At 61.9% G+C, this 12,970-nt stretch carries 11 protein-coding genes; 3 read left to right on the top strand and 8 right to left on the bottom strand.

Features of this window, described 5'->3' with window-relative positions; all coding sequences use genetic code 11:
- Window positions 1-132: 132 nt before the first annotated feature.
- Window positions 133-1,140: a transglutaminase-like cysteine peptidase gene (locus tag HTY61_RS00145; protein ID WP_175274881.1), complete on the top strand. Its 1,008-nt coding sequence runs from the start codon at window positions 133-135 to the stop codon at window positions 1,138-1,140.
- Between the two features lie 20 nt (window positions 1,141-1,160).
- On the opposite strand, the gene HTY61_RS00140 is transcribed toward HTY61_RS00145, so the two are convergent.
- The 8 genes from HTY61_RS00140 to HTY61_RS00105 all read right to left on the bottom strand — a co-directional run bounded on the left by HTY61_RS00140 (window position 1,161) and on the right by HTY61_RS00105 (window position 11,312).
- Window positions 1,161-1,793, bottom strand: coding sequence for a ribbon-helix-helix domain-containing protein (locus HTY61_RS00140; RefSeq protein WP_175274880.1), 633 nt, complete (start codon window positions 1,791-1,793; stop codon window positions 1,161-1,163).
- A 3-nt stretch (window positions 1,794-1,796) separates the two neighbouring features.
- A complete protein-coding gene (locus HTY61_RS00135; protein WP_175274879.1) occupies window positions 1,797-3,080 on the bottom strand; it encodes an HlyD family type I secretion periplasmic adaptor subunit in 1,284 nt (427 codons plus the stop codon).
- Window positions 3,077-5,236, bottom strand: coding sequence for a type I secretion system permease/ATPase (locus HTY61_RS00130; RefSeq protein ID WP_246272865.1), 2,160 nt, complete (start codon window positions 5,234-5,236; stop codon window positions 3,077-3,079). Before HTY61_RS00130 ends, HTY61_RS00135 begins: the two co-directional genes overlap by 4 nt.
- A gap of 72 nt (window positions 5,237-5,308) precedes the next feature.
- Window positions 5,309-6,703, bottom strand: coding sequence for a TolC family outer membrane protein (locus HTY61_RS00125; RefSeq protein WP_246272864.1), 1,395 nt, complete (start codon window positions 6,701-6,703; stop codon window positions 5,309-5,311).
- 574 nt (window positions 6,704-7,277) lie between these two features.
- Entirely contained in the window at window positions 7,278-7,478 is a 201-nt protein-coding gene (locus HTY61_RS00120; RefSeq protein WP_175274877.1) for a YgaP family membrane protein, read from the bottom strand.
- A gap of 80 nt (window positions 7,479-7,558) precedes the next feature.
- Complete coding sequence (locus tag HTY61_RS00115) at window positions 7,559-8,845, bottom strand: NAD(P)/FAD-dependent oxidoreductase (protein WP_175274876.1); 1,287 nt, start codon at window positions 8,843-8,845, stop codon at window positions 7,559-7,561.
- A gap of 151 nt (window positions 8,846-8,996) precedes the next feature.
- Window positions 8,997-9,941 carry a Gfo/Idh/MocA family oxidoreductase gene (locus HTY61_RS00110; protein ID WP_175274875.1) on the bottom strand — a complete coding sequence of 315 codons (945 nt, stop codon included), beginning with the start codon at window positions 9,939-9,941 and terminating at the stop codon, window positions 8,997-8,999.
- A gap of 102 nt (window positions 9,942-10,043) precedes the next feature.
- Complete coding sequence (locus HTY61_RS00105; protein ID WP_175274874.1) at window positions 10,044-11,312, bottom strand: LysR family transcriptional regulator; 1,269 nt, start codon at window positions 11,310-11,312, stop codon at window positions 10,044-10,046.
- Window positions 11,313-11,490: 178 nt separating this feature from the next.
- Here HTY61_RS00105 and HTY61_RS00100 point away from each other — a divergent pair, with 178 nt between their 5' ends.
- Complete coding sequence (locus tag HTY61_RS00100) at window positions 11,491-12,360, top strand: amidohydrolase family protein (RefSeq protein WP_175274873.1); 870 nt, start codon at window positions 11,491-11,493, stop codon at window positions 12,358-12,360.
- A 252-nt stretch (window positions 12,361-12,612) separates the two neighbouring features.
- Window positions 12,613-12,969 carry a protocatechuate 4,5-dioxygenase subunit alpha gene (locus HTY61_RS00095; protein WP_175274872.1) on the top strand — a complete coding sequence of 119 codons (357 nt, stop codon included), beginning with the start codon at window positions 12,613-12,615 and terminating at the stop codon, window positions 12,967-12,969.
- Window position 12,970 lies beyond the last annotated feature (1 nt).

Genomic DNA, 12,970 nt, shown 5'->3' with positions numbered 1-12,970 from the left:
TATTATGCAATTCTTGCCGAAATGCACCAGTTTCGCGGTCGATAAAATTGAACGCTCCGGCTTATGCCGGAATTTACCGCGTCTCTTCAGCCGATGGAAACGGCCCTTCGCTAGCCTTCCCTGAAAACAGGGATGGCAAAAATGCCGGGCAAGAACAGATTCAGGGGCGCGACCGTCGCGCTCGCCGCGCTTGGCGTGGCCGCATTCGCGGCACCGTCGGCGGCGGCCACGGCTTCGGCCGCGAAGATGCCGGGCGACGGCGGCGACACCGCCGTTCTCGCACGCCGCGCCGCCTTTCTGACGACGGCCTTTCCGCTGGCGCGGGCAGCGAGCCTTCCGGGCATCGTCCCGGCGGCGCGCCGGGGCATAGAGCGCCTCTCGGCGCATCTCGGCTCGGCCCTGGGCAATCCGCGCATCGACGCGACGGCGACCGGCTCGGTGGCCTCCAGCTTCTTCGCCACCGTGGCGATCCCCTTCTCGCCGATCGGCCCGGGCGACGACTGGAAGCGCGTTCGCTCCGCCGGCCCCGTATCCGCGTCCACGCAATGCCGCACCCTCGCCTGCGAGACCAGGCTGGAGACGGCAAGGGCGACCATTGCCGAAAAGTCCGGGGCCGGCTTCCTTGCCCGGCTTGGCGCGGTCAACGCGCTGGTCAACCGCTCGATCACCTACGCGCCCGACAGCAGGGTGTACGGCACGCTCGATCACTGGGCGTCCGGCGCCGAGACCATGCGCGTCGGCGCCGGCGACTGCGAGGACTTCGCGATACTGAAGATGTCGCTGCTTCGCGAGATGGGCGTGCCGTCGCGGTCGATGTCCCTCGTCGTCCTCCGCGACACCGCGCGCGATCTCTACCATGCCGTGCTCGCGGTCAGCACGAACAGGGGGCACTACATTCTCGACAACGTCCGCGACGAGGTCTATCGCGACGTCGCCGTGTCCCACTACATGCCGCTCTATTCCTTTTCGGACGACCGGTCATGGATTCACGGCAAGCCGTCCGGCGAGCACGTCGCCTCGGCGCCTGCCGGCATAACCCTCGGCTCGATCGCGCCCGGCGAAAGCGGTACGGCGACGGGCGAGCTGACCGGCCTTTGGACCGGCACGGACGGGGATGCCCTGCCGACCGACGCGCTCTGAGGGGAACCGCCGTCCGGCGGTCAGGTGATCACGTAACCGATGATCATGTCCTCGCTCCAGCTCGGGGCGAGAACGGCATTGAGGCGGCCGCGCACGCGACGATCGTTGATGCCGATGGCGAAACCCATCGTCACGAAGGCCCGCTTCGCATCGCGCAGTTCGTTCAGCAAGTCGTCCATGTTCATGTCGATCTGCAGCCGCAGCCGCCGCTCCACCTGCTCGACTTCCTCGCTCGGCATCGTCATGCGGATGTAGCGCAGGAATGCGGGATTGTGGAACCGGAGCTGCCGGGTTGCCGAAAGCACGAAGGCGGGTGACGGGCATGCATTGACGAGGCTGTTCACGGCGGTCGGCGACATGCGTTCGCGCAAGCCGCGCAGCCTGCCATCGAGCCAGCGGGCGACGAACACCCTCACCGCCGACGTCAGGTTTCCCGCGTTCCGGGTGTTCTCCTCGAGAGCGCCGATGATGTCGCCGAGCGACACCTTCTCCTCGTGCGCGATCGCCTCGAGCATGGACCAGTAGTCGCGTTCGAGTCTCAGCCCGTGTCGCTTGCCCGAGGCGGAAACCGCGCGGAAGAACGGCTCGCCATTGATCGTCTCGACTAGTCCCTCGATGTCCTCGATACCATATGTCCGGGGCGAAATGCTCATCGCTCAGCGCTCCGTGAAGGCTTCCTGCCGTGCCTTGTTGATCGGCTTGAGGAGATAGTGGAGAATCGTCTTGCGGCCGGTGATGATATCGACGGTGCAGATCATGCCCGGCGTGATGTTGAAGACGTTCTCGTCCTTGCGCAATTGCGCGCTGTCCGTCTTGATCCTCACCTCGAAATAGGGTTCGCCGGTCTTCTGGTCGACGATCGAGTCCGGGCTGACATTCACCACCTCCCCCTCGAGGCCGCCATAAATCGAGAAGTCGAACGCGGTGATCTTGACCAGCGCCGGTTGTCCGGGGACCACGAATGCGACGTCGCGCGGCGAGATGCGCGCCTCGACCAGGAGTTCTTCCGATGTCGGCACGACTTCGGCGATCACCGCTCCGGGCTGCACGAACGAGCCGATGGTGTTGATCTCCATGGTGTTGATGACCCCGTCGACCGGGGAGCGGATATCGGTCCGGCTGACGCGGGTCATCTCGCCGCGCGCCGATTCCTCGAGAACCGACAGTTCCGCCAGGACATCTGTTTTCTGCGTCAGCGCTTCCTGGCGGAATTGCAGTTCGAGTTCCTTGAGCTGGAGCTCGGCCTCCGAAATCGCCCCCTGCAGCCGCGGAATCATCTCGTTGAGCGCGGCGATTTCGCCTTCCACCTCGTTGATCGCGCGCTGGGCGCGGATCAGCTCGGTTTCGGCAACGAGGCGCCTCTTGGCCATTGGCTCGATCAGTGCCAGTTCCCGCTTGCTGATTTCCAGGCTCCCGAGCAGGCGCTGCAAGTTGGCATTGGCCTCGTCGAGTTCCTTGCGGCGTTGCAGCAGCCGCTGCTGCAGCACGCCTTCCGTGTTGCGGAAGCCGGCGCGCCGGGCGGCCAGCAATCGTTCCTCGTTCTCGCAAATGCTGGGCGCCGTCTCGGCGACGTCCGCCGGACAGGCATATCCGTCATCCCAGTTGCCCGCTTCCTCGACTTCCAGCCGCGCGACACGGGCTTTCAGCGCCCGCGCCCGCGCTTCCACCTCGCCAAGATCGGAGGCGGTCGTCGTGTCGTCGAGGCGGATGATGAGCTGTCCCTCCTTGACCACCTGGCCGATCTGGACGGCGATCTCCTTGACCACCCCTGCTTCCGTCGCCTGGATGGTCTGCGTGCGCGAGGCGGGAATGACCCGTCCCTCGCCACGCGCAATCTCGTCGATCTCGGTCTGCGATGCCCAGACCGCAAAGCTCGCGATCATGGCAACGACGATAAGCACGATCGCGCGTGCCGAGCCGGATGGACGTTCACCGATCATGGCTTGCCCGCCCCCGCATTTCCGCCGCTTCCCTGCGTCGGCTTCTCGCGTGCCGCATTGGCGCGCGCGGCAAGCGCGGCCAGGACCTTTTCCTTCGGCCCGTCGGCAATGACGGTGCCGCGGTCGAGCACGATCAGACGGTCCACGAGCTCCAGGAGGCTGTAGCGATGCGTCGATATGATGAGAGTGACGTTCGGTCCGAACGAGCGCGCCAGGCTGCCGATCAGTTGCTTTTCGGTTGCCATGTCCATGGCCCCAGACGGTTCGTCGAGGAATACGATCTTCGGCTTGCGAAGCAGCAGCCGGGTGATGGCGACCGCCTGCTTTTGGCCCCCGGAAAGGTTGCTGCCGCGTTCGCCGACGGCAAGATCGTAGCCGCGCGGATGCTGGGCGGCGAATTCGTCGACGCCGGTCTTGCGGGCCGCCTCGACGATCTCCTCGTCCGTCGCATCGGCACGCGCCAGCTGGAGGTTTTCCTTCAGCGTGCCCGAGAACAGGTCCACCGACTGTCCGGCATAGGCGACAGCGGAGCGAATCTCGGCCTGATGGTACTGGCGTATGTCGACGCCGTTGACGAGCACCCGGCCTTCCTGTGCCTCGTAGAGGTTGCACAGCAGCCGGCCCATCGTCGTCTTGCCCGACCCGATCTTGCCTATGATGCCCACGCGCTCGCCGCTCTTTACCGAAAAGCTGACATTGCGCAGGACATCCGCATCGCTGCCGGGATAGCGGAATGTCACGTTGTCGAAGGCGAAACTTCCGTCGACGACCGGACGGTTCACGAAGCCGACCGTGCTTGGACGGTCCTCCTCCTGGTTCATTATGCCGTCGAGGATGCGCAGCGACAGGAGTGCCTGCCGAAGCCGGGCCAGGGTCATCGCGATTTGCGACAACGGCGACACCGTGCGGCCGGACAGCATCACGGCCGCGATGATCGCGCCGGTCGACATGTTGCCCTTGGAGAATTCGAAAGCGCCCGCGATGACGATGAAGATCGACACCGATTGCTGGACGAACTGCGTGAAGTTCGCCGCCCCGGAGGAAAGCTGCTTGATTTCCTCCGACGTCTGCGACGAGTTCTTCGTCAACTCGATCCAGCGCCGGATCAGCGGCACCTCGGCGCGCAGCGACTTGACCGTTTCCATGGTCGAGATGGTCTCGACGAGGAGGGACTGGCGCTGCGCAGACTCGTTGGCGGCCCGCGCGACGCGACGGCCGATACGGTACTGGGCCACGAAGCCGGTCGCGATCGCGATGGCGAAAGCGCAAAGGGGAATAAGAAACAGCCACCCTGCGATCAGGTAAATGACGCCGAGAAAGACGAACACGAACAGCGCATCGATCAGCGTCGCGATCGTGTTCGAGGTGAAGAACTCGCGCACGAACTCGAACTGGCTGACCCGACTGGCATATTCGCCCGTCGAACTGGGTGCTGCCGCCATGCTGGTATGAAGCACCTTGTCGAACAGCGAATAGGATATCTTGAGATCCATCGCGCGCCCGGTCCGGTCGATGATCGCCGACCGCGCGGTTTTCAGCAGCAGGTCGAAGAGCAGCGCCAACGCCACGCCGACGGCCAGGGCCAGCAGGCTCGAAGTGGCCTTGTTCGGCAATACCCGGTCATAGACATTCATGATGAAGATCGGCGAGGCCAGGCCCAGCACGTTGATGACCAGGGCCGCGAGCGCGATATAGAGATAGCCGCGCCAGAAATGGCGCATCGGTCCGAAAAGCCAGTGCCCCCGTTCGATATCCTGCGAGCCGCCCAGTTCCCGGCGTTCGGCGGTGTTGAGATAGACGACGGAGAACATGTAGACCCTGCGCAGGCCGCGTTTCGTCAGCCACTGGATCGCGGCACGCATTGCCTTCCGGTCCGTCGGGTCTATGCGTCCCTGCGGCCAGTTCTCTCCATCCAGGAACAGGAATCCGCCATCGGAGAATTCCGCGATTGCGGGAAATTGCAGCTTGCCTGCGGCGACGGCGCCCGGCGCCATTTCCTCCACGCGCAGTCCGATGCGTTCCGCAACCCGCTCGACGTCCTCCGGGCCGATGTCGCGGTCCGGAAGCGGGATGCCCGAGAAGAGGACGGTCGGGGATGACGGACGGCCGAAAAAGCGCGCGAGCGATATGAAGCAGGCGTCAAAGGACTCGGCCACGATCGAGCCGCCGCCTGCTTCGGCATCTGGACGGGTTCCGGGATTGCGATCGCCGAGACTTGTCACCGCTCGCTATTTACGCACCGGAGCCAGCAGGTCCATCGGCAGTTCGTTGACCTGGCGGGACGGCATCCGCGCATAGGTTTCCGTCGCCGCGGTCGGCGGTACGTCGAACTCGGTCCGCGCATAGGCATCCGCCTGCTTCGGCGGCGTCACCCCCAGCGTGGAAAGGAGCTGGCCCGTGGCTGCCAGGAGCCGGTATTCGGCAAACAGCGACGCATACTCGGCGGTAGCCGCCAGTACGCCCACGTTGAAGCGGGTATTCTGCGCGTCCAGCACGTCGAGAAGCGAACGCTGGCCGACGCGGAATTGTTCGCGGTAGGAACTGACCAGCCGGGCATTCTCCTGGGCCTGCTGCCTGAGGGTCGAAGCCAGGCTGGCCTGGCGGACGCGACGCTCCCAGGAAGAACGCACGGCCTCCTCGATCTCGCGATGGATCTGGTGAAGCACGAGACGCTGCTCGCTGGCCCGGCGGATCTGCTCCTGCTCGTTGGCCTTGTCTATGCCGCCCCGGTAGAGATTCCAGCGGGCGACGACGCGGGCCTGCAGATCGCTGGTGTAGCCGTCGGAGCCGTCGATGTCGTCGCCGTAGCGAGCCCGGCCCTCGAGCGAGATTTCCGGGAGAAAGTCGGCGCGTGCCGCGTCGACAAGAGCGTCGGCCGCATCGATATCGGCGCTGGCCATGTGAACGCGCGGGTTGTTTTTCCTCGCAAGGCCGATCGCCTGGTCAAGCGAGCTTGGCAGGCGTGGTGCCACGGATGGCGGTTTGCTTGCGCTGTCGAGCGGCTTGCCGACAAGGGTCAGGAACCGGATCTTGGCCGAAGCGAGTTCCTCTTCGGCTTCCTTCAGTCGGGCTTCCGCGGCCAGAACGCGCTCGCGCACCTGCTGCCGGTCGGCCTCGGTGAGCGTACCGCCTGCAACGCCGGATGCGATGCTGGACTGTATCGAGCGATGGAACTGGAGGTTCTGCCGCGTCTCCTCGACGATGCGCGCCTGCACGAGATACTCGAGATATTCGCGCACGACCTGGAGGCCGATATATTCGCTGCGCTCCATGATCCGGAACGATGCACTATCGACCCGCGATGCCTGGCGATCCAGCTCGGCCCGTCGCCCGCCGCCATTGAAGAGCGTCTGGGTTGCGACCGCCGATACCTCCGTCGGATAGAGCGAGTCGTCCGCGATACCGCCGAGGCGGCGACCGGGGCTGTCGAGACGACGCACGCCGACCGAACCTTCAAGGTCTATGCTGGGCAGGAACAGGCCGCGCGCCTGGCGCAACTCGAACTCGATCGCCTCGCGATTCTCGATGGCCTGCCCGATCTCGGGATTGGATTCGACGGCGACCGTAACCGCCTCGTTGAGGGAGATCGCATGTGCGGGCTGTGCAATTGCAACGCCCAGCATGAGTGCGGCTATCCTCCCTGCAATACCTTTTCGCTTCATGCCTGCGTTTGTCCCGTACACCACAAACCCCACTCCTCACGATTATGTCGGCATGACCTAACCTTTTATGCCTAGATTTTGCAATCGGCTTGTCCGCATTTCCAGCACGCGAACAGTATATGGTTATCGAATGTGTTGTATTTTTGTGACTTATTCGGAATCGAGAATATATGTTATTGGAAAAATTTCAATTGTTGAATTTTGAAGCCGAAAGGATTCCTCTACGTAAAAAGGCATATATTTCAGCCGCTTGAAAGCCACCCTTGCGTAAATGACGTAGGGTTTTTCGACCGGAAGGACTTGGCAGGAGCACCTGTCGCAAGCTCGGCAGGCCCGCCTCTCCGATGACCAACATGCCGCCCCCCGATTCCGCTTGAGCGCGCATCTGCCTCCGCCCCGCGACCACGCACCATTTCCCGAAAAGTCGTGGCCGATAGGCCGGCACGACCGGCGGGTGTCGCGCGCGAACCTGGAAACGCCACGGGAGCATGCCCACATGAATTGGCCGCCTCGCGGCGGCCAGGGGAGAGCAAAATCAGAACGCCTTGCCGGGCTTGACGCCGAATTTCCTGAAGATCATCGCCGCGGGGCAGAAGCCGGTGAACGCCGACTGCAACAGGTTCGCCCCGATGAACGCGGTAAACCACAGGAAATATTGCGAGACATAGACCGTGAGTACCACGGAAAGCAGCGTCATGATGCCTGCAAAGGCGAGAACCATTCTGTCGAGAGACATTTCCATTTCCCGTTCCTCGTTTTCGCGCCGTCCGCCACTTCCTGCCGCGGCCGGCTATCGGTTTGATTGATCAGGACGACCTAGTCGTCGAACCGGACTTCCTTCAGCTTGTCGATGCCGAGCGCCTGCATGGCGAGCTTCTCGTATGCGGGTTCCGACTTGCCGGACCTGATCTTGTGCAGGAAGTACTTTTCGAATCCGACTTTCGCGAGGTGCACCCACTTGCCGGAGGATGACCAGTTCACGTTACGTGGCGGCATTTGCGGCTTTGCGACGAAAGCGATGCCGGAGTCGCCGAAATCGGCCAGGCACACCGCGTTCCACGTGCCCTGGGCGTCCGCCTTCTCCCCGCGCACGAGCTTGCCGATATTGTGTGCCGTGGCAGTCACCATGGATTCGATCATGAACCCTGTCTTGGGCACGCCGACCGGGACCGGTGTCGGGCCGATCGGTGGAATCGCGACGCAGACGCCGACCGAGAATATCTCGGGATATTTCGGGTTCTGCTGGTGCTCGTCCACGATGACGAAGCCGCGCGGATTGGTCAGTCCCTCGATGTCGCGAACCGCCTCCACGCCGCGGAAGGCCGGCAGCATCATCGAGAATTCGAACGGCAGCTCGTGCTGCTTGCGCACCGAGCCGTCCTCGGCGATTTCCGAGACGTGCATCCTGCCGCTCTCGACCTTGTCCACCTTGGCATTGGTGATCCACTTGATGTGGTGTTCGCGCATCTCGCTTTCGAGCAGGCCCTTGGTGTCGCCGACCCCGTCGAGGCCGAGATGGCCGATATAGGGTTCCGGCGTGACGAAGGTCATCGGCACCTTGTCGCGGATCTTGGCGTCGCGCAGCGCCTTGTCGAGGATGAACGCGAACTCGTATGCCGGCCCGAAGCAGGACGCCCCCTGGACGGCGCCGATGATCACCGGTCCCGGGTTGGCCTTCAGCCTGTCGAACGCCTCCTTCGTCTGGACCGCGTGATCGGCGAGGCAGACCGATTGGGTGTGGCCGTCCGGTCCCAGCCCCTCGATCTCGTCGAAGGCGAGGTCGGGGCCGGTCGCGATGACCAGGTAGTCGTAGTCGACGAACGTTCCGTCGTTGAGCTCGATGCGCTTGTCGTCGGGATGCACCCTCCTGGCGCCCTGCGGGTGAAGTTCGATGCCGCGGCGTGCCATTATTTCGGTCAAATCGACCTCGATTGCATCCCTCTCCCGCCACCCCACCGCAACCCACGGGTTGGAAGGGACAAATGAATAGTGCGACCCCTTGGAGATAACCGAAACCTTGTGATCACGCGAAAGCTGTTCGCGGACCTCGTATGCCATGATAGTGCCGCCCAATCCGGCACCAAGCACGATGACATGCGCCATGATGTGCCTCCAATTTCCCATTATATATTCTTTGTATCGAATATATGGTACAGCTTATATAGAAGATCATTGATTAATATCAATTTCCCGCAATGCAAAAAAAATGCCCGGGGCCTGAGGCACCGGGCATTTGAGAAACAAGGCGGAGATATCAGCGGAAGGAACGTTCGATCCGATCGAGCGTTTCCATCGCCGGCAGCACTTGGCCGACGCTCGAATTCGGCTCGCGACCATCCTTGATCGCCGATACGAATTCGCGGTCGATCAACTCGATGCCGTTGTTCGACACGGCGACCCCGGAAAGATCGACCGGTTTTTCGTATCCATCAAACAGGTCGTCATAGCGGGCGATATAGGTGCCGTTGTCACAGATATAGCGGAAAAAGGTTCCGAATGGTCCGTCATTGTTGAAGGACAGGGAAAGCGTGCAAATCGCCCCCGACGGAACCTTCATGCCGATGGACATGTCCATCGCGATGCCAAGCTCGGGATGGATCGGCCCCTGCAGGCCGAAAACTTCGGAGCAGTTCTCGCCGGTCTGGTACTGGAACAGGTCCACGGTATGGCAGGCATGATGCCAGAGCAGATGATCGGTCCAGCTGCGCGGCTCGCCCTTGGCGTTCATGTTGGAACGCCGGAAGAAATAGGTCTGGACATCCATCTGCTGGACCTTCAACTCGCCAGCCTTGATCTTGTTATGGATCCACTGGTGCGAAGGGTTGAAGCGGCGTACCTGCCCCGCCATGGCGACAAGCCCGGTTTCCTTTTGCTTCGCGACGACGCGCTGGCTGTCCGCCAGGCTGTCGGCCATCGGTATCTCGACCAGCACGTGCTTGCCGGCTTCCATGCAGGCCACGGCCTGGTCGGCATGCAGCTGCGTCGGCGTGGCCAGAATGACCGCATCGACATCGTCCCGCGCGAGGCACTCCGCAAGATCCGTGGCCGCATGACCGATCCCTCTCTCCGCGGCAAGAGCGTCGATCTTCTCGCGGGTCGGCCCCATCACCGAGGTGACCTCGACTCCCTCGATATTGGCCAGGGCATCCAGGTGTTTCAATCCGAAGGCGCCATAGGCGCCTGCAACGCAAATCCTCATGCGAGACCTCCAACCGTTCTGTGCTTGATGCGCGCATGCACGCGCGACCTGTCCCGAAGGGAAAGGTTTGGGCGCTGCTTACCACCGGCGGGAAGCATTTGCCTATTCAATCGCATCGGTCGCTATTGAATTATTCGATAGCGCCGAAGGATCACCATAGGCCATGCCGCTGACAGTCCTAATGTATGAGAGAAATTGCCGCTGTGTGCGTGTCGGTCGCCAGTCGCGACGGTAGGTCAACCCGATCGTCCGTGCGCTGTCGGCCAGTTCTATGGGCAGAGGCACAAGCACCCCCTGCTCATATTCATGGCGGATTTGGTTCAGCGAGATAATGGTGATGTAGTTGCCGGTAGTCAGCAATCCCCGCAGGAGAACCAGCGACGACGACACCACTCGTACCGGCGTTCGGGGCAGCTGTCCGATACGCAGCGTGTCGTAGAGATAGCTGCCCGCCGGCGTCGATTTCGGTGGCGCGACCCAAGGATATTCCAGCATGTCCTCGAGGGTAACGGACGATTTTCTCGCCAGTGGATGTTGCGGCCCGGCGACGATCGCCAGCGGATCGTCGAACAGAGGTTCCTGTATGATGTCGTCCACCGGGGCCGGATGGCGCAGCGCACCAACCAGGAAATCCAGATCGCCCTGACGCACCCCATGAAGAAGCTCGTCATAGCGGCCATCCACTGCCCTGATCTGTACCCGTTCTGAATTGCGCACCATGAGGTCTATCGCGGTCGGAAGCAGATGAGTGCGCGCAAGAGGCAGCGCGCCAACCACAATGTGGGTCGAATCCTGTCCGAGGTAATCATCGATCTCGTCAAAGCCCTGTTGCAATTCAGCGAGAGCGAGCTTGGTGCGCTGCGCAAGCACGTGCGCGGCCGGCGTGAGCGAGATACCCTCATGTGCACTCTCGAAAAGCTTCAGGCCGGAGAGCCTTTCGAGATTGCGGGCCGCGCGGTGTATGGAAGGCTGCGATATCCCGATGTTGCGCGCCGCCATGGAGAAATTCTTGGCCTCAGACACCGCGACCAGGGCGCGCAACTGGGCTGCCGTCAGAAGCCGGTCGAAATCAACGAAGCCGCGCCCCTTCTCGCGCGCGCCAAGACGGGCCGCCTCGCGGGTGCCCGTCATGAGATGGTCGAGCGCACTCTCCACGCGCCGCAGGAATACCGCGCCGATCTCGGTCACATACATCCCGTCGCGACGGCGTTCGAACAACGGAACTTTCAGTTCCTTTTCCAGCTTTGCCACGGCCTGAGTGACTGCCGGCTGCGACAGATGCGCCCGCTCCGCCGCAACGCTGACGCTGCGGCAGAGGGCAACTTCCCGGAATACCCGGAGGTGACGGAAGTTGGGCGGTGTAAGCCTCATGACGTGGCGGATACCTCCATATAACGCACCGCTATAGCAATATTTTATATTAAGCGAACTGATTGAAATGGGAATATCTGGAGGATTGGCGCAATTTGCCGGGCAGCCAGACTGGACGATGCCAAGGCAATATGCGGTACATCAATGCACCGCAACGAAAAGGAAAGATACGGGTTCCATGGACGCAGACTACCTTCCGTTTCATCCCAATCCGTCAAAGCCGACATTCGTGCCGCCAGCGGGCGCCGTCGATGCCCATTGCCACGTCTTCGGCCCGGCAGACACGTTTCCCTATGCACCGCAGCGCAAGTACACACCATGCGATGCCCCCAAGGAAAAGCTGTTCGAATTGCGCGATTTTCTCGGCTTCGAACGCAATGTCATCGTCCAGGCGACCTGCCATGGCAACGACAACCGCGCGCTGATCGACGCCCTCCGGGCGGCCGGCGACAAGGCCCGTGGTGTCGCATCCGTCGCTCCCGATATCGGGATGGACGAGCTCAGGACCATGAATGACGCCGGCGTGCGCGGCGTGCGCTTCAACTTCGTGAAACGCCTCGTGGACGCGACGCCGAAGGAGGTCTTCCTGTCGATTGCGGAAAAGATCGAGCAGCTCGGCTGGCATATCGTCGTCTACTTCGAGGCGCAGGATCTGGAAGAACTCATTCCGTTCCTGAAGCAGTTGCCGACGACCATCGTTGTCGACCACATGGGCCGTCCGGATGTCACCAAGGGTGCTGATCACCCGGATTTCCAGCGCTTCATCGCATTGCTGGAGAACAACGAGAACATGTGGGTCAAGGCAACATGCCCCGAGCGCCTGACGGTCCAGGGACCGGATTATTCCGATGTGGTGCCTTTCGGGCGCAAGCTCGTCGAGAAGTTCCCAGACCGCGTCATCTGGGGTACCGACTGGCCACACCCGAACATGAAGTCGCACATGCCGGACGACGGCAAGCTGGTGGACTTCATTCCGCGCATCGCACCGACGCCGGATCAACAGAAGGCGCTACTCGTTGACAACCCGATGCGCCTTTACTGGAGCTAGGTATACAGACGTCGCCCGGTTCTCGCCGACAGCAACATAATTCCTTTGACGGCCTGGATGTTTACAGCATCCGGGCCGCTTCAGTCTGAAGGCGGTTTTCCCGGAAGTATGGAAGGCAATTGACGGAAACAAATATAAGTTTTGTGCGCGCACCATTCAATCTCATGCGCGTGCACCGCATGTTTGATTCAGGTCAACCCCGCCCATTTTCGCGTCCGTGTATTCATCGAGAAGACACAGGAGGAAAATGGCATGGACCAACCAGGTTTTGACTACCACATAGACATCCCGGGAACGACGATCTTCGACGGCAAGCAGGCCATGAAAGGCTATGCGCTGAACAAGATGTGCTACTCGTTCAACCAGGCCGAAAACCGGGAGGCGTTCAAGGCCGACGAAGAGGCCTACATGGAAAAATACGGCCTCAACGAAGAGCAGAAGAAGGCCGTTCGCGACCGCGACATTCTGGCAATGATCGAGGCCGGCGGCAACATCTACTATCTCGCCAAGCTGGCCGGCATCTTCAATCTGTCCGTGCAGGACGTCGGCGCAATACAGACAGGTCGGACGACCGAGGAATTCAAGCAATTCCTCGCCAGCCAGGCGTGAG

This window comes from Oricola thermophila (assembly GCF_013358405.1).
In the GTDB taxonomy this organism is placed as follows: domain Bacteria; phylum Pseudomonadota; class Alphaproteobacteria; order Rhizobiales; family Rhizobiaceae; genus Oricola; species Oricola thermophila.
Note: the sequence above shows the minus strand (reverse complement) of the source record. Positions and strands in the feature narration are given on the sequence as shown.